The 16,332-nt window shown below is 66.7% G+C and carries 15 protein-coding genes and 1 pseudogene; 9 read left to right on the forward strand and 7 right to left on the reverse strand.

The window, feature by feature from the left end; genetic code table 11:
- Positions 1 to 3 precede the first annotated feature (3 nt).
- The 3 genes from MTY59_RS20535 to MTY59_RS20545 all read left to right on the forward strand — a co-directional run bounded on the left by MTY59_RS20535 (position 4) and on the right by MTY59_RS20545 (position 3,009).
- The gene (locus MTY59_RS20535) at positions 4 to 438 is read left to right on the forward strand and encodes a MarR family winged helix-turn-helix transcriptional regulator (protein ID WP_221042780.1); all 435 of its coding nucleotides are present in this window, start codon (positions 4 to 6) and stop codon (positions 436 to 438) included.
- A 51-nt stretch (positions 439 to 489) separates the two neighbouring features.
- Positions 490 to 1,056, forward strand: a complete 567-nt coding sequence (locus MTY59_RS20540) for an FKBP-type peptidyl-prolyl cis-trans isomerase (protein WP_221042781.1) — start codon at positions 490 to 492, stop codon at positions 1,054 to 1,056.
- A 318-nt stretch (positions 1,057 to 1,374) separates the two neighbouring features.
- Complete coding sequence (locus MTY59_RS20545) at positions 1,375 to 3,009, forward strand: L-lactate permease (RefSeq protein WP_221042782.1); 1,635 nt, start codon at positions 1,375 to 1,377, stop codon at positions 3,007 to 3,009.
- Positions 3,010 to 3,065: 56 nt separating this feature from the next.
- Here MTY59_RS20545 and MTY59_RS20550 read toward each other — a convergent pair whose 3' ends face one another.
- Complete coding sequence (locus tag MTY59_RS20550; protein ID WP_221042783.1) at positions 3,066 to 5,351, reverse strand: SpoIIE family protein phosphatase; 2,286 nt, start codon at positions 5,349 to 5,351, stop codon at positions 3,066 to 3,068.
- A 180-nt stretch (positions 5,352 to 5,531) separates the two neighbouring features.
- On the opposite strand from MTY59_RS20550, the gene MTY59_RS20555 reads away from it, so the two are divergent.
- Positions 5,532 to 6,185, forward strand: coding sequence for a biliverdin-producing heme oxygenase (locus tag MTY59_RS20555; protein WP_221042784.1), 654 nt, complete (start codon positions 5,532 to 5,534; stop codon positions 6,183 to 6,185).
- A gap of 30 nt (positions 6,186 to 6,215) precedes the next feature.
- Here MTY59_RS20555 and MTY59_RS20560 read toward each other — a convergent pair whose 3' ends face one another.
- Together MTY59_RS20560 and MTY59_RS20565 are read right to left on the reverse strand one after the other, a co-directional pair.
- Positions 6,216 to 6,977: an SDR family NAD(P)-dependent oxidoreductase gene (locus MTY59_RS20560; protein WP_221042785.1), complete on the reverse strand. Its 762-nt coding sequence runs from the start codon at positions 6,975 to 6,977 to the stop codon at positions 6,216 to 6,218.
- A 45-nt stretch (positions 6,978 to 7,022) separates the two neighbouring features.
- Positions 7,023 to 7,487: a lipocalin-like domain-containing protein gene (locus MTY59_RS20565; protein ID WP_221042786.1), complete on the reverse strand. Its 465-nt coding sequence runs from the start codon at positions 7,485 to 7,487 to the stop codon at positions 7,023 to 7,025.
- Positions 7,488 to 7,632: 145 nt separating this feature from the next.
- Between MTY59_RS20565 and MTY59_RS28015 the strand changes: the two are divergent.
- The 3 genes and pseudogenes from MTY59_RS28015 to MTY59_RS20575 form a co-directional block, all read left to right on the forward strand.
- Positions 7,633 to 7,731, forward strand: a pseudogene (locus tag MTY59_RS28015) (GAP family protein); the annotation flags it as partial.
- A gap of 52 nt (positions 7,732 to 7,783) precedes the next feature.
- On the forward strand, positions 7,784 to 8,551 hold the full coding sequence (locus tag MTY59_RS20570; protein ID WP_221042787.1) for a class I SAM-dependent methyltransferase: 768 nt from the start codon (positions 7,784 to 7,786) through the stop codon (positions 8,549 to 8,551).
- 98 nt (positions 8,552 to 8,649) lie between these two features.
- A complete protein-coding gene (locus tag MTY59_RS20575) occupies positions 8,650 to 10,107 on the forward strand; it encodes an aldehyde dehydrogenase family protein (protein ID WP_221042788.1) in 1,458 nt (485 codons plus the stop codon).
- Between the two features lie 5 nt (positions 10,108 to 10,112).
- Here the strand turns inward: MTY59_RS20575 and MTY59_RS20580 are convergent, their stop codons facing one another.
- Positions 10,113 to 11,348, reverse strand: coding sequence for an osmoprotectant NAGGN system M42 family peptidase (locus tag MTY59_RS20580; RefSeq protein ID WP_221042789.1), 1,236 nt, complete (start codon positions 11,346 to 11,348; stop codon positions 10,113 to 10,115).
- A 116-nt stretch (positions 11,349 to 11,464) separates the two neighbouring features.
- Entirely contained in the window at positions 11,465 to 12,346 is an 882-nt protein-coding gene (locus MTY59_RS20585) for an HpcH/HpaI aldolase/citrate lyase family protein (RefSeq protein ID WP_221042790.1), read from the reverse strand.
- A 185-nt stretch (positions 12,347 to 12,531) separates the two neighbouring features.
- On the opposite strand from MTY59_RS20585, the gene MTY59_RS20590 reads away from it, so the two are divergent.
- The gene (locus MTY59_RS20590) at positions 12,532 to 13,455 is read left to right on the forward strand and encodes a class I SAM-dependent methyltransferase (RefSeq protein WP_221042791.1); all 924 of its coding nucleotides are present in this window, start codon (positions 12,532 to 12,534) and stop codon (positions 13,453 to 13,455) included.
- 24 nt (positions 13,456 to 13,479) lie between these two features.
- Here the strand turns inward: MTY59_RS20590 and zwf are convergent, their stop codons facing one another.
- The gene (gene zwf, locus MTY59_RS20595; protein ID WP_221042792.1) at positions 13,480 to 14,979 is read right to left on the reverse strand and encodes a glucose-6-phosphate dehydrogenase; all 1,500 of its coding nucleotides are present in this window, start codon (positions 14,977 to 14,979) and stop codon (positions 13,480 to 13,482) included.
- Positions 14,980 to 15,113: 134 nt separating this feature from the next.
- Here zwf and MTY59_RS20600 point away from each other — a divergent pair, with 134 nt between their 5' ends.
- Complete coding sequence (locus MTY59_RS20600; protein ID WP_040629827.1) at positions 15,114 to 15,296, forward strand: hypothetical protein; 183 nt, start codon at positions 15,114 to 15,116, stop codon at positions 15,294 to 15,296.
- A gap of 16 nt (positions 15,297 to 15,312) precedes the next feature.
- On the opposite strand, the gene MTY59_RS20605 is transcribed toward MTY59_RS20600, so the two are convergent.
- Positions 15,313 to 16,290: a DUF1444 domain-containing protein gene (locus tag MTY59_RS20605; RefSeq protein ID WP_221042793.1), complete on the reverse strand. Its 978-nt coding sequence runs from the start codon at positions 16,288 to 16,290 to the stop codon at positions 15,313 to 15,315.
- Positions 16,291 to 16,332: the final 42 nt, after the last annotated feature.

Genomic DNA, 16,332 nt, shown 5'->3' on the forward strand with positions numbered 1-16,332 from the left:
GCCATGGCCAAAGGGCAGTCCCGACCTGATCTTGCGGCGATGCTCGGACCGTTGGTGCGCGAACTCGTGGCTGCCGAGCTGCCGATCCTCGAGCGCCACGGCCTATCGATGTGGGGTTACACCGTGCTGACCGAGCTGGACAACTCACCGGTGCGCACTCAAGCCGCCCTGGCCGCGGCTATCGGCGCCGACAAGACACGCATCATCGCCGTCCTCGACAATCTGCAGCAGCTCGGATACATCGACCGCCGCCCCGATCCTGACGACCGTCGGGTCCGGCTGCTTGAGCTGTCCGAGCGCGGACGGACGATCAAAAGACAGGTGCAGCAGGCGATTCAGCGTGGCGAAGAGGGTTGGCTTTGCCAATTGACTCCCGCGGACCGCAAGTCGTTCTTGCGCATTCTTCAACAACTCACGCCGCGCCCAACCGATGATTGACCGGGCGATTTGTGGCGCCCCGCGACTCGTGAGAAGCAACGTGGCTGTAGCGTGACGGCCGTGAAATCCTCCTGGGCGTACTCCTCCGTCGCGCTTGCGGCTTCCGTCGCGGCCACCGTTACGGCGCTCGCCGGCGCCGGCACGGCCATCGCGGCCGGCTCATGCCCCACGGCGGCGCCGCAGAACGGCGGAACGCCCGACTGGACTCTGGCAGGCACCACCGGCAGCGTCGCGGTCACCGGATCCACGGACACGACCGCTCCGCTGGTGAACGTGACCGCACCGTTCAGCGTGGCCCAGACCCAGGTGCATACGCTGCACGCCGGAGACGGGCCGGTGGTGTCCAACACCGCTAAGGTCTCCGTCTGCTACATGGGCGTCAACGGACGTGACGGGTCGGTGTTCGACAGCAGCTACCAGCGCGGCGCCCCGGTCGACTTCCCGCTGACCGGAGTCGTGCCGGGCTTCCAGAAGGCCATCGCAGGGCAGAAGGTGGGGTCGACTGTCGCCGTCGCGATGGTCCCCGCCGACGGCTACCCCCAAGGCCAGCCCAGTGCGGGGATCCAGCCCGGCGACTCGCTCGTCTTCGCGATCAAGATTCTGAGTGCCGCGGGCTGAGCTACCGGGTACTGCGCCTCACTGATTGGCGCGGCACCAACTGTTCTGGCTGACTCCGTCGAACGCGGCCGCAGTGAATACCGCCAATTGTCTTTCGTCCCTGCAACACTGCGAGGGCGGGTGAGAACCTGTCCAGCCTGCGCCCGGCAGGTGCGGTGGACGGTTACGTATTGATCGCAGCGTTGCTTTTCGTTTACTGAAAAGACATCTCGGCGACGGTCTTGCGTCGATCCAGGAGCGCACCAATCTCGTAGTCCTTATGAGGCAGCGTCGAATCGACGCTCCGTGGGCTGCGCACATAGCCGGAAGGTGGCCACCATGTATCGCCAGGTCCTTGATCCTGTGGCCCACTCGCTGGGTTGGAGTTCGCTCGTGGCTGCGATACCCCTGGCGGCGCTGTTCGTGCTGCTTGGTCTGTTGCGCGTGCGAGCATGGGTCGCCTCGGTGGTGTCTTTGGCTTTCGCGATTGCGGTCGCCGTCCTCGTCTACGGCATGCCGACCGGCCAAGCTACGCTGGCCGCCAGCCAGGGAGCCGTCTTCGGATTCTTCCCAATTCTCTGGATCGTGATCAACGCGATCTGGGTGTACCAGATGACAGTCCAGACAGGTCATTTCGACGTGCTTCGACGCAGCTTCGCGACCGTCAGTGACGATCACCGCATCCAGGCGGTCATCATCGCGTTTTCATTCGGCGCACTGCTGGAAGCTTTGGCGGGATTCGGTACGCCGGTCGCGGTCACCTCGGTGATGCTGCTCGGCCTGGGGTTCAAGCCACTCAAGGCGGCGGCGCTGGCTCTGGTGGCGAACACCGCTCCGGTTGCGTTCGGGGCGATGGCCACGCCCATCATCACCCTCGCCCGCGTTTCGGGATTGTCGACGGACACCTTGGGCGCCATGGTCGGACGGCAAACCCCCATCATGTCCGTCTTCGTCCCCCTGGTACTGGTAGTCATCGTCGACGGTAGGCGCGGCCTGCGCGAAACCTGGGGCGCCGCTCTCACCGGTGGCGTGGTGTTCGGCCTTGGCCAATACGCCACGTCAAACTTCTTGTCCGTGCCACTGGCCGACGTCATCGCCTCTTTACTGTCGGCGTGTGCCCTCGTTTTGCTGATGCGCGTCAAGGCTAAGCGTGCGAAACCTTCTCCCGCGGTGGTGACCGCGGGCGGTCCCGGCATCCAAACGGCGGAGAGTGTTGCGGACGGCGCTCCTGCTGATACCCGCGCCCAGGTGCTGCGGGCGTACGTGCCCTACGCGATCGTCATCGCCGTGTTTGTGGTGTGTCAGATCCCGGCGGTCGCCAAACTCCTCGACCGCGCGACCTCCACCGTGCACTGGCCGGGACTGCACCTGTACACCGCGAAGGGAAGCCCGTCGGCCCTGCCGAACTTCACCCTGAACCTACTGACCACCCCAGGCACCCAGATGCTCGTGGCGGGCGTTCTCACCATGGCGGCGCTGCGCCTGTCGGTACCGACTGCACTCAAAGCCTACGGCGCGACGCTATATCAGCTGCGGTGGGCAATCGTCACCGTAATGGCCGTGCTGGCAGTAGCTTTCGTGATGAATGCCTCCGGCCAGACGATCACCCTCGGCACGTGGATGGCCGGCGCGGGTGGTGCGTTCGCCGTGATCTCTCCCGTACTGGGTTGGCTCGGAACAGCGGTGACGGGCTCCGATACCTCGGCGAATTCATTGTTCGGTGCGCTCCAGGTGACAGCGGCGGCCAAGGCGGGACTCTCCCCCGTGCTGATGGCCGCCAGCAACAGCTCCGGCGGTGTGCTGGGCAAGATGATCTCGCCGCAAAATCTCGCCATCGGCGCCGCGGCAGTCGAAATGCACGGCAAGGAAGGTGATCTGTTCCGCCGCGTGGTCGTCTGGAGCTTGGTGTTCCTGGCGTTCATCTGCGCCCTGTCCGGGCTGCAGGCCTTCGTCCTCTCGTGGATGGTGCCGTGAGTCGCCGGTGTCGATGAAATCCCTTGTAGTGCACAAGGTTTGTTTGCCACTGAAGCTTAGGGACGGCGCAGCGTGATGATGGTGACGTCGTCGTCGGTGTGGGCCGATGCCATCGCCGTCCAGATTCCAGTCGCCGCGATGTCGCCGGCCCGGCCGAGGTTTTCGGCCAGCAGGTCGAGGCCGTCGTCGATCGATTCACCGCGACGTTCCACCAGGCCGTCGGAGAACAGGACCATGCCGTGTCCGGGTTCGACGGTGAAGGTGCTGGGTGCGTATTTCACGCCTTTGACGCCGATGGGTGGCGAGAGCTTGATCGGCGCCGGTGCCGCCGGCGCCGAGGGCTTCGTCAGGTACGGCATCAAGTGACCGGCAGACGCCGCCTCCACCCGGCCCGAACCGAGATCGACCCGCGCGGCGATGACGGTGGCGAACGCGCCGCGAAGCATGTGCAGGCAGAAATCGTTGAGCTGCGCGAGCGCCTCGGCCGGTGCGGCGCCGGCGAACAATTGCGCCCGCAGGGCGTTGCGGAGGGCGGCCATGGTGCCGGCCGCGGCGATGCCGTGGCCGGCGACGTCGCCGATCAGCACGATGAGCCGGCCGTCGCGGAGCTCGAACGCGTCGTACCAGTCGCCGCCGACGTTGTCGCCCGCCGCGGGCTCGTAATGCGCCGACAGTTCCCAAGTTTCGAGCGCCGGGATCCATTCGGGCAACAGGCTGCGCTGCAGCGTCTCGGCCACGCGCAGCGCCCCGCGCGTGCGGCGGTACAGCGACTCGACCAGGTGGCGTCGCAATGATCCCGCGGATTCGGTCTCGCTCAGCGACCACGGCTCGCTGCGCTGGTGGACGATCTCGCGCCAGCGGTCGAACGATTTGCGCGGGCTGAGCCGAAGTTGGTCACCCTCGCTGACCGCGATCGCCTTGTTGTACGGGTCGCCGCCCCAGTCGACCGAGCGCAGCACCTCTCGCCGGAACCAGATGGCGGATTGGCCGTCAGGCAGGTTGAGCACCAGCGCGCCGGCGGCCACCTGGGGATCGAGATCGAGCTCGGGTAGCGCACCCGACAGGCACTCGCTGCTCGCGATCTCGTCGTCCACGCCACGCGCCCAGGCTGCGACGGCCGACACGATGTCCGGCGGTGGAACCGAGCCACGCATCCGCAGATCGCCCCCGATGTCGATGACCACACCGTCGGCGGGCACGAGGTCGAGCAGGTCGGGAGCGCCGAGCAGCGCCGCCGACAGCGGTTCGCCATCGTCCAGCGTGGCGGCGGTGAGCTTGGCCAAGACGGCCTGCGCGGCCAACCGCTTGTGTAGTCGTTCGTCCTCGAACCGGTCGACGAGTCGCAGCGACAGGGTCGAACCGAGGAACTCGGCCGCCGCCCGGGTGCCGAACGGCGGCAGGTGCGCACCGGCGTAATGGTGGCAGGCGATCAGCCCCCACAGCCTCCCCTGCCGCAACAACGAGATCGACATCGATGCGTGCACACCCATGTTCTGCAGATATTCGACATGGATGGGCGACACGCTGCGCAACGTGGCATACGTCAGGTCCAGCGGCGTATCGGTCAGCGGGTCGATGCTCGGCACCAGCGGTGCCGGCGTGTAGTTGACGTCGGATATCAGCCGAATCCAGTTCTTCTCGTACAGAGCGCGCGCCTGCGCCGGGATGTCGGTCGACGGGTAATGCAGGCCGAGGAACGAGTTGAGGTCCTCGCGCCTGGACTCGGCAACAACCTCGCCGTTGTATTCCTCGTCGTAGCGGTACACCATGACCCGGTCGAAGCCGGTCAGATCGCGGACGGCGCGCGCGGCTATGGCGTACAGCTCGGTCAGCGTGGCGGCTCGGTTCAACTCCTCCACCGCGCCGCGGACCGCCTGATACGTGTTCGGGAAGGAGAACGGCCGCTCGCCGTAGGCGATCTCGAGCTCCACCAGCAGCACACCGCCCGGCTCGCGGTGCAGGATCGCGTCGAAGGCCCGCGGCTCGCCGGCGACCTCGATGGTGACCTCGAGCGGATTGTTCTGGCGCAGGCTGCCGAAGGTTGCCGCGGCCTGCTCGATCCGGGCGGCTTGCGGGGAACCGATGAGCGCCGACAGGTGCCGGCCCAGGACGGCGTCGACGGGACGGCCGAGCAGGTCGGCGACGTTGGCGCTGACCTGGCGCACCTCGTACGCGGGCTCACGCACCACCGCGAGCAGACCGCGCGGCTGGATGCTGCCGGGAATGTGGATCGGCTCACGGGCGCAATTGTCCAGGTCGATCGGGGTGCCGACCGGTACGAGATCGTCGATCGACTGATCCGCGGGTGCCGATGGCCGGACGGACCGCTCATCGTCGGTCACGCGAGCGGCTTTCTCGGATCGATGGGGGGTAGCAGCCAGACCTCCAAGTTATCGATGTGTGTCGCCATTCTGGACCAGGTCGGCCGCGGTTGGCACTTCCAAGCGGATTCGCCCGGCACTGATTCGCATCCGCCGCGGTAACCCGCGCCGCCGCGATCACCAATGTAATCTGAGCAGGTCATGTGCTCGATCGCCGTCCCAGCAAGCCGCCGCCTGTCGGTCGCGATGAAGGAGGGCTCGGCGGCCGAACACGATGCCGCCGAGCAGAGTCCGTTCATGTCCGAGCTGCTCGCCGGACGGATTGGCGCGCCGGGCTATTCCGACTACCTGCTGCGGTTGCGCGTGGTGTACGCCGCCCTGGAGGACGCCGTGCGGGCGCGCCGTGACGATTCCATGGTTGCCGCCGTGTACGACCCCGCGCTGGAGCGCCTGACGGCTATCGATGCCGACCTCGAGCATTGGCTGCCCCAGGGTGCCCCACGGGACGTCGACTCCCCCGCGGCGGCGGTCTACGCCGAGCGGCTCGGCGCGCTCACGTGGGGTGGGGCGTTGGTGGCCCACCACTACACGCGCTATCTCGGGGATCTCTCCGGAGGCCGGGGCATCGGCAAAATCCTGGATCGCACATTCGATCTCGGTGGCGTCGGCCTTGCGTTCTACGACTTCCCGGTGCGGCCCAAACCCTACAAAGACGCCTATCGAGCTCGCCTCGACGCCCTTCGCGCCGACACCGGCGAAATCGATCGCATCGTCGGCGAGGTGAAGTTCGCCTTCGGCCTGAACCAGGCCATCTTCGATGAATTGGCCGACCGCATCGCGGAACCCCAGCGCTGACGCACGCCCATGGGCCTACCCAGCGAACCGTCAAACCTGGTTGAATCCGCCGTCGGCGGTAACCGTGGATCCGGTGCTGAAGCTGGACAGATCGCTGGCCAAAAATACTGCGGCATTGGCGATCTCGGTGGGATCGGCGAAGCGGCCCAGCGGGATCGAGGCGATGCGTTCGGCGCGGAACGCTTCGATCGAGGCGTCGGGATCGGTCTGCGCGGCCAGCGCGTTGCTTCCCGGCGTGGCCGTCGAGCCTGCCACGATGACATTGACCCGGATGTTGCGGTCGGCGAGTTCGTTGGCCCAGGCCCGCGCCAGTGACCGGACGGCCGCCTTGGTGGCGGCGTAGATGCTGAGCCCGGCGCGGCCCCGGTCTGCCGTGGTGGAGCCGGTCAAGATGATGGAGGCGCCGTCGTTGAGCAGCGGCAGCGCTTTCTGCACGGTGTAGACGACTCCCCTGACGTTGGTGGTCAGCAGCGCATCCAGATCGTCGTCGGTGATCTCCCCCAGTCGCGCCACCCTCGTGGATCCGGCGTTGGCCATCACGATGTCGAGACCGCCACGGGCGGCCGCGACCTCGAGGTAGAGCCGATCCAGGTCCTCCGGTCTTCCGACGTCACCGCGCACCGCGGTGGCACGCGGGCCCAATTTGCTTGCCGCATCGTCGAGTTCGGGCTGGCGCCGGCCGGTGATGAAGACCCGGTCGGCGCCTTCGTCAAGGAACCGCTGTGCGGTGGCCAGCCCGATCCCGGAGTTGGCGCCGGTGATGACGGCGATCTTGTTGTCGAGCAATCCCATTCGGTTCTCCTGCGGTGCGCGGCCGGTTGGCGTTCTGCTCCCCCGCTATCCCCGTTTCGCGCGCTGCCAGATCAGGCGTCCGTTGCGGAGCTTGCCCTTGATGCGCACCGGCTCGGCGGGGCCGAGTTGCAGGCGGTCATCACCGACTTGCGCTGCGCGGTACTGGGTTCCGCCGATCCAGTTGGGCAGCAGGCTGACGTCGACGTGGTGGGCGATCACGCCGTCTTCGAGAACGCTGTACGGGCCGGCATAGGCCAGATAACCCCTGGCTGCCGCGGCCAATTCGTCGTCCGTGGCGATTTGAAGGTCGCCGCGGGCGATCGGCGGGCGGTCCGCGCGCATGAGCTGGGCGGACATGTAGCCGTCGGCGGTGTACATGATGATTCCGCGGGCGTCGGTTCCCAACGGGTAGCGCACGTTCGAGCCATCCACGTCGGAGCTTTCGTAGGACTCCAACGTCCAGGCCCCGACGAGGTACTCACGTAGATCCTGCGTGGTGAGTGTCGTCATCGTTGGCACCCCTTCGTGATTGCCGTGATCGCTTGACCGCGTCGCTCGCGGTACCGAAATACGCGCGCCGCCGACGCATCGATAATGCCGCGCAATACCTGCCCCACCGCCATCGCCCCCCGCATCACCGGCGACAACCGGCGGCGTCACCCGCTACGGGCCGATGTCGGTGCGGCTGTTGTTCCTGGTTTTCGGAACCGGGCTCATCGCCGATGCACTCGTCAACCACAGCGCACTGTGGTGATGCGCCACACCTTCTCATCTGTTGCACAGCGAGCCGGATTACCTTGTCGCGTGTGACTGATCGACGAGAGCGCGCGTTGTCCTTCGGTTCGATCGCCGAAGACTATGACGGGCTGCGGCCGCACCCGCCGCAGCAGGCGGTGGATTGGCTGGTGCCATCCGGCTGTGAAGTGGCCGTCGACGTCGGTGCGGGCACCGGGTTGTTCACCCGCACGCTCGTCGGCCGGGCCGCGCAGGTCGTCGCCGTCGAACCCGATGCGCGGATGCGTGCGGTGCTGGCCGAGCGGTCTCCCGGGGTTCGCGCCGTGGCGGGCACCGGCGAGGCGATTCCCCTTCCCGACGATTCCGCCGACGCGGTGTTCGTCTCGTCGGCGTGGCATTGGATGGACCCCGAACGGGCGGTGCCGGAGATCGGCCGGGTATTGCGCGATGGCGGGCGGTTCGGGCTGATCTGGACCAGTCGAGATCGCGACGTCGACTGGGTCCGCGACCTCGAGGTGCTGCCCAGGGACGACACGTCCGAACTGGATGCGCCCGACCGCTTCCGCCGGCGCCATGAGAACGTCGTCCTGCCCGATCCGCAGATTTTCCACAACGTCGCGCGGGAGACGTTCGGGTTCGTGCGGACCATGAAGATCGACGACGTCGTCGCGATGCTCGGCACCTACAGCCGGGTGATCATCGCCTCTCCGGATGACCGCGCGCAGCGGCTCGACAGCGCCCGAGCCGTCCTGGCCGAGCGATTCCCCGGCGCCGAAGCCATCGACATCCCGATGCAGTCCCGGTGCTGGCGCGCCGACCGGATCGCCCGCGTCCGCTAGCCGCAGCGCCCGGGTCTGCTTTCTTCCGAATGTCGTAGACAGCACGGGGTTAAGCGCGTAACTTCTGCCGCAACCAAGCCCGGGCGAGGAGGAGACGCATGACGGTGCAATCCGTACTGGACGAGGTTCGGGAACGCCCCGGTAGCGGTGACGTGATCCCGATCTTCGATCCCTCCACCGAGGAACAGATCGGCTCGTTCACCGACTGTGGCACCGAAGCCGTCGGCGAGGCGGTTGCGCGCGCGAAAACCAGCGCGGAGTCCGAAATCTGGTCCGGCAAGCCCGATTATGAGCGGGCCAAGATCCTGTGGCGCGTCGCCGACCTGATCGACGAGAACGCCGAGCTGCTCGCCGAGCTCGAAATGCTCAACGCCGGAATGTATCCCGCTCAGGCCCAGATGCAGGTGAAGATCGGTGCCGAGTGGTTCCGCTATTACGCCGGCTGGTGTACCAAGATCGACGGCATCGCGCGGGATGTGAACACCGGCGGCCTGACCGGCGTCGACTCGCACATGCACACCTACACGGTGCGCGAGCCCTACGGGGTGGTCGGGCTAATCTTCCCGTGGAACGGACCGGTGTTCAATTTCTGCGCCAAGCTCGCGCCGGCGCTGGCGGCGGGCTGCAACAGCGTGGTCAAACCCGCTGAGGAGACGCCACTTTCGGCACATGTCCTGATGCGCCTGCTGGCCCAGGCCGGGGTGCCCGACGGGGTGGCCAACCTGGTCAACGGCTACGGGCACACCGTCGGCGCGGCCATCACCGCGCACCCCGACGTGGAGAAGGTCGCCTTCACCGGCTCGACGGAGGTCGGCCGCGCGATCGTGCACGCCTCGGCGGACAGCAACCTCAACAAGGTCACCCTGGAGCTCGGCGGCAAGTCGCCGGTGCTGATCTTCGACGACGCGAAGCTGAAGAAGGCGATCCCGATGTCGGCGTTCGGCACCTTCGTCCACTCGGGGCAGGCCTGCGTGTGCGGTTCCCGCATCCTGGTGCAGCGCGGCGTCTACGACCAGGTCGTCGAGGGCATGGCGATGGTTGCCAACGCCATGAAGATGGGCGGGCCGAAAGAAGAAGGCACCATGAGCGGCCCGCTGATCAGCGAGAAGCAACTCAATCGCGTGCTGGGTTACCTCGAACAGGGCAGGTCCGACGGCGCGGAGATCGTCACCGGCGGACACCGGCTGGACCGCAAGGGCTACTTCGTGCACCCGACGGTCGTCACCAACGTCGACCCCGACACCAGCCGATTGTTCCAGGAGGAGATCTTCGGTCCGGTTGTCACGATTCTGCCGTTCGACGACGAGGACGAGGCCGTCGCGTTGGCCAACAACAGCAGCTACGGGCTGGCCGCCACGGTGTGGACCAAGGACCTCGGCCGCTCGCACCGGCTGGCCAAGCGGCTCAAGGCCGGAACCGTCGGACTCAATTGCGCTTTCCCGTATGACCACTCGATGCCGTTCGGCGGCTACAAGCAGTCCGGTTGGGGCCACGAGTCCGGCAAGGCCGGCATCGAGACCTACCTACAGACGAAGATCGTGTGGGCCCAGATGTAGCGGCGTCAGGCCTGGGGGCCCTCCGAGGGTGGCCAGACCGTTCCGGGCGACGCGTCGCCGGGGCTTTCGAAATCGCCGCGGGCCAGCGGCACCCACCGCTCGCTGGGCGCGGGCTGCTCCGACGACGGAAAGTCGCGCAGATCGCCCGTCGGCTTGGCGTCCCACTTGGCGAACGTCAACGGTGTCTGCAGCCAGCAGTGCAGGAGGTTGTAGGCGGCCTCCAGCGAATCGATGTGCGTGCGTTCCCAGCCATGACTGCCGTCGAGCCCGAAGCCGACCAGCGCCGCGCGGGTGTTGGCCCCTGCCTCGATAGCCGCCGCGGCATCGGAGCGGTAGTAGCGAAAAATGTCGCGGGCGAACGGAATTCCCTGCTCCTGTGCGAGCCGGCAGAGTTTGCGGGTCAGGTGGTAGTCGAACGGGCCGTGCATGTCGGCCATCGGGATCGTCACGCCGTCCTCGAGGGAATGCTGGCCGGGCGCGCACACCGCGTTGTCCACCGAGACCAACTCGGCGACATCCGCGGGCAGGCCGTGGCTGGCTCCGTGGCCGACCTCCTCGGTGATGGTGACCATGATCGTGGTGCGGTGCGGCAGCACCACCTTGTTCTCGGAGAAGTTCTTGGCCAGTGCCAGCGCGATCGCGACGCCCGCCTTCCCGTCCAGATGACGGGAGACGACGAAACCGTCGGCGGTGAGCTCAGGGCTGGTGATCAAGGCCACGAAATCACCGACCTGCAGGCCGAGCCGAACCAGGTCCTCCCGCGTCGATACCCTGCGGTCGATGCGAACCTCGACGTGCTCCCAGTCCGTGGGTTGGGTGTCGATCGCGTCGCCGAACGCGTGCCCACTGGCCTTGAGGGGCATGACCGTGCCGGTGATGAACTCGTCGGGGTCGTCGATGAAGATGCGCACCCGGGCGCCGGCGGCGAACCGCGCCGAAAAGGTGCCGACCGGAACGATCTCGAGGCGGCCGTTGTCCTTGAGCTCGCGGACCATGCAGCCGATGGTGTCGGAGTGCACCACCAGGGCCCGGTCGATGGTCGCGGACTCACCGGGCAATTCGGCGGTCAGCGCTCCCCGGCGGGTCAGCGTGAACGGCACCCCGAAATGGTCGAAGATGTCGCCGATCACCTGCATCACCGCATCCGTGCGTCCCGACGGGCTCGGGGTCTGCAGCAGCGCGAGCAGTGTGTCGATCATCCAGGTGCGGTCGGCCTCGGCCATGCCCGCGGTCTGGCCCACGTTATCTCCTCTCGAGTCGTCGCGAACGCGTTCAACCTACCGTGTGTCCGGCACCCGACGCCCGTTGCGGGCCGCCGTCGCGCACCCGCCACCGCGCGCCCGACGTATCCGCTGCCCTAGGAAGCGGATTCCATCTCCGAGATCAAATCCGCGAGGGTGAGGATTCGCTTGGCGTCGCGGACGTGCAGGCTCTCGATCATGCGGCCATCGACCGTGATCACGCTGGTCCCGGCCGCCTGCGCCTGCTCGTAGGCCGACACGATCTTGCGGGCGTCCTCCAGCTCCTGGTGTGACGGACCGAACAGCTCGTTGGCGGGGGCGATCTGCGACGGGTGGATCAGGGTCTTGCCGTCGAATCCCATTTCCCGGCCCTGCTGGGCCTCGGCCCGGAATGCGCCCTGGTCGGTGATGTCGTTGAACACGCCATCCAAGATCACCTTTCCGGCCGCCCTCGCTCCCAACAACGCCAGGCCGAGGGCGGGCACGGCGGGCGCACGCCCGGGGACGTGCAGGCCGTGCAGCTCGTTGACCAGGTCGTTGGTGCCCACCACCAACCCGGCCAGGCGATCGCTGGCCGACGCGACCTCCTCGGCCCGCAGAAAGGCGCGGGGCGTTTCGATCATCACCCACAGCTGCAACGACTTCGGCGCTCCCAAGGCGGCGAGCGCCTCGGCCAGCGCTTGAACCTGTTGGCCCGTATCGACTTTCGGCACCAGCACGCCGTCGGCCGAAGACCCGGCCACCGCGGCCAGGTCGTCCCGGTGCCATTCGGTGTCCAACCCGTTGATCCGCACCACAACCTCGCGAGGCCGGTAGCTCTCCGACGAGATCGCGTCGCACACCGTCGCCCTCGAATCGGCTTTCGCGTCGGGTCCCACCGCATCCTCGAGGTCGAATATCAGCACGTCCGCCGGCAGCGACTTGCCCTTCTCCAGCGCGCGGGGCTTATTGCCGGGCAGGTACAGGGCGGATCGGCGCGGGCGCAGGGTCGGTGCCATGGAGTGATTCACTTTCGGAGTCGTCGTGCAGCGGGCCGGCAGTCAAATGCCCGCGCGACGGGTGCGTGGTGCGCGCGGCATAGCCAGAAAGTACCCTTCGGTATCGGTGCTGTAGGCGCCGGCGGTGAGCGGCCCCGAGGGCGAATTGGCCGACGCGGCGGGTATATCCCGGAAGGGGAAATCGAATGTCATCATCTGGCTCGGCGCGTACCGAGGGCGACAGCTGGGACCTGGCCTCCAGCGTGGGCGCGACCGCGACGATGGTCGCGGCCTCCCGAGCGCTGGCATCGCGCGAGCCGGATCCACTACTCGATGACCGGTTCGCCGAGCCGTTGGTGCGGGCGGTCGGGCACCCCTTCTTCACCCGCATGCTGGACGGTCAGATCCCGCTCGACACCGACGACATGCCGATGACGCTGCAACAGCGGCGCGAGCAGATGACAGTGCGGACCAGGTTTTTCGATGATTTCTTCGGCGCCGCCACCGCCGCAGGCATCCGGCAGGCCGTCATCTTGGCCGCCGGGCTGGACGCGCGGGCCTATCGGTTGCCGTGGCCATCGGGCACGGTGGTTTTCGAGGTCGACCAGCCTGAGGTGATCGCCTTCAAGACCGCCACGCTCGCCCAGATCGGCGCGGAACCCGCTGCCGAGCGCCGGACCGTCGCCATCGATCTCCGCGATGATTGGCCAACGGCGCTGCGCGACAGCGGCTTTGACACCGACGCCCGCACGGCGTGGATCGCCGAAGGCTTGCTGCCCTATCTACCGCCCGATGCCCAGGACCGGCTGTTGGACAACATCACCGCGCTCAGCGCGCCGGGCAGCCGGCTGGCCACCGAGAACATCACCGACATGAGCGTCTTCACCGACGAACGGGCGCGGGCGATGCGCAGCGCCTGGCGGCAGCACGGACTGGACATCGATGTCGCCGAGCTGATTTGGCTCGGGGATCGCCGCCCCGCCGCTGAGCACCTGGGTGCCACCGGCTGGGACGTCACCCGCCACCCCACCGAACAGGTCTATGCCGGTTACGGGTTCGCGCTGCCGGACAACGAAATCCTCAGGCAATTTCGTCACGCAATCAGCTACCTCAGTGCCGAATCGCGCTGAGCCCGAGGAGTTTCGGCGCTTTCGCTAAGGCTTGGCCTCGCGCCACTCCCGCTCGAACGGCAGCCGCCACGCGTTCGGTGCGATCAATTGGTGAATCGCGTTGGGGCCCCATGTGCCGGGCTGATACAGCTTGGCCGGCGGCGGATCGGTGAGCAGGTCTTCCGAGCGCTCCCATAATGATTCGATGCCTTCGGCGGTGTTGAACAGCGTGTGGTCGCCCCGCATCGCATCGAGAATCAATCGTTCGTAGGCCTCCAGCACGTCCACGACGGTATCGATCTCCTGCGAGGAAAACTGCATGGACAGTTTGTCCAGCTTCATGCCGGGGCCGGGCCGCTTGCCATAGAACGACAGCGAAACCTTCGAGTTGTCGGCAAGGTCGAAGGTGAGGTGATCGGGACCCTGGGTGCCCACCCCGGATCCGGGCGGGAACATGGTCCGCGGGGCCTCCTTGAACGCGATGGAGATAACGCGGATGCCCTCGGCCATCTTCTTGCCGGTGCGCAGGTAGATGGGTACCCCGGCCCATCGCCAGTTGTCGATGCCGACCTTGAGGGCGATGAACGTCTCGGTGTCGGAATCCTTTGCCACGCCGTCCTCGTCGCGGTATCCGCTGTACTGACCGCGCACCACGTTCGACGGCTTGACCGGCAGCATCGACCGGAACACCTTGTTCTTTTCCTCGCTGATGGCAAACGGCTCGAGCGCCGTCGGCGGCTCCATCACCACGAACGCCATCACCTGGAACAGGTGGGTCACCACCATGTCCTTGTAAGCGCCGGTATCTTCGTAAAAGTTCGCCCGCTGATCCAGGCCCTTTTCTTCGGGGATGTCGATCTGAATGTGGTCGATGAAGTTGCGGTTCCAGATCGGCTCGAACAGGCCGTTGGCGAAGCGGAACGCCAGGATGTTCTGCGCGGCCTCCTTGCCCAAGAAGTGGTCGATGCGGAAAATCTGTGTTTCCTCGAAGGTTTCGTGCACGAAGTCGTTCAGCGCTACCGCGCTGGCCAGGTCGGTGCCAAACGGCTTCTCCATCACCACCCGTGAGCGTTCGACCAGCTTGGCGTCGCTCAGCATGGTGATGACGGCGCGCGCCGCCTTGGGCGGCACCGACAGGTAATGCAGCCGCCGGACGTCGGGCCCCAGGTTGTCTTCGGCCTGCGCCACCGCCTCGGCCAGCGCCTCGGGTCCGGCGCTCTGCGGGACGTAGGTGACGATGTCGGCGAAGTTCGACCACTGTTCGGGCGTGAGCTTGTGCGTGCCGAAGGAATCGATCGCCTTCTTGGCGAGATCGCGGAATTCTTCTTGACTCAGGTCTTCGAGCGACGTGGCGACGATCTGAATATCGGGCGCCAATTCGGACTGGTCCAGATACGCCAGACCGGGGATCAGTTTTCGTTTCGCCAGGTCGCCCGTCGCCCCGAAAAGGACGATGACGTGCGGGTCGAGCGGATCGGAATGGTCGCGACGCGGGCGGGCGTCGGCAGCGGGGTAAGCGATGGTCTGAGGTTTCTCGGTAGCCACTCTTGCGATACTTCCATCGCCACGGCGCTGTGTCTCGTTCGTTTAGCGACCGCCGGATCTGGTTAGCGAACGCGCGATCGGGTATGGAATAGCGGCGGGTTCCCGGCGCCGGGGCCCGTCCCCCACCAACGCCCATGGAAAGCGACATGACCAAACCCGACAAAGACCCGCTGAGCCGCGCTCAGGAGCTGGAAAACATCGTCGATCAGCTCGAGGAAAAGGTTACCGAGGAGAGCGAAGCCGAAGGCGTTCCCGGCAACCGCAGCGACCGGGAACAAGCGGCTGTCCGCGGTACCACCAGCGAGCCGCCGGACTAGCGGGTCGCCGAACAGGTCATTCGCTCGGCACGTCGATGGCGTGCGCCTTCAGCGTCGCCAGCAGCTCGGGCGTCGGCCAGTCCTCCGCCCGGTAACGGACCGGATTGATTCCCGCGACGGGAAGGATGCCCACCGCATCGACCACAGTCGGGAACGGCACGGTGAACTTGTCGGATACGTTGGACGGGTCGCCGACCAGGAACGTCACGTAATCGGTCTGCGGCAGCTCCCACGGGATCCCCTGCCCCCACACCGCATTGGTGCGCCGACCCCACGCCGTCTCGATCATCTGCGCGTCGCCGACATATTGCGGGAACAGCTCGCGCTCATAATGCTCCCGCAAGAACTCCACCTGGTGCGTGTATTCGGTTGTGGCCAACAGCGTTCGGGCCCTCAACGCCAACCCGCGCAACGGGTGGGGACCGGCCTGATCGAACGGCGCGATGATGCTGCCTCCGATGGTGTAGCCCTGCGGCGAGATGGGTTGCTCGGCGTCGAGGTACATCTGCTCGGCGACCTCGAAGAGGTCCGCTGCGTTGTCGGGCGCGTCGGTGCCCAGCAGCAGCACGCCATCGCCCGGGAAAAACACCAGGGGGCGGGGGCCGCCGGCGACCGCCAGCGCACCCAGCCAGCCGGTGGCCAGGATCATCGAATCGATGTAGGTGCCGCCGTCGGCGTCTTTCATCAGGTACTTCTCGCCAGGCTGGAAGGCCTGCTGACGCGCGGAAAGGTTCTCCCTGGCCACCGCGAACGCCTGATCGCCGGTGATGCCCCAGGCGCCCGTTTCCGCCGGCGACACGATGGTCCGCACGGTGGGGAGATCGACGACCACCATCTCGTTGATGAACGGGAACACCGGACGGACCCAGGGCTGGGCACCGGTGTTGACCAAGCCGTTGACGTAGCTTTGCGGGCGCAGCACCGGCCGGAGCAAGGGTTGGGCCTCGGCCCAATCCATAGGCGGAGTCGGCGGTTGCTCGGTTGCCATGTCCACGCTCGGTCTTCCTGCTCTTGAACAGCGAACACGCACGTTACA

The organism is Mycobacterium senriense (genome assembly GCF_019668465.1).
Taxonomy (GTDB): domain Bacteria; phylum Actinomycetota; class Actinomycetes; order Mycobacteriales; family Mycobacteriaceae; genus Mycobacterium; species Mycobacterium senriense.

Bases quoted from the DNA above. Each gene is read 5' to 3' on its own strand.
- MTY59_RS20535 (WP_221042780.1), top strand. From the start codon at position 4: ATGGCCAAAGGGCAGTCCCGACCTGATCTTGCGGCGATGCTCGGACCG.
- MTY59_RS20545 (WP_221042782.1), top strand. From the start codon at position 1,375: ATGTATCGCCAGGTCCTTGATCCTGTGGCCCACTCGCTGGGTTGGAGT.
- MTY59_RS20555 (WP_221042784.1), top strand. From the start codon at position 5,532: ATGTGCTCGATCGCCGTCCCAGCAAGCCGCCGCCTGTCGGTCGCGATG.
- MTY59_RS20560 (WP_221042785.1), bottom strand. From the start codon at position 6,977: ATGGGATTGCTCGACAACAAGATCGCCGTCATCACCGGCGCCAACTCC.
- MTY59_RS20565 (WP_221042786.1), bottom strand. From the start codon at position 7,487: ATGACGACACTCACCACGCAGGATCTACGTGAGTACCTCGTCGGGGCC.
- MTY59_RS20575 (WP_221042788.1), top strand. From the start codon at position 8,650: ATGACGGTGCAATCCGTACTGGACGAGGTTCGGGAACGCCCCGGTAGC.
- MTY59_RS20585 (WP_221042790.1), bottom strand. From the start codon at position 12,346: ATGGCACCGACCCTGCGCCCGCGCCGATCCGCCCTGTACCTGCCCGGC.
- MTY59_RS20590 (WP_221042791.1), top strand. From the start codon at position 12,532: ATGTCATCATCTGGCTCGGCGCGTACCGAGGGCGACAGCTGGGACCTG.
- MTY59_RS20600 (WP_040629827.1), top strand. From the start codon at position 15,114: ATGGAAAGCGACATGACCAAACCCGACAAAGACCCGCTGAGCCGCGCT.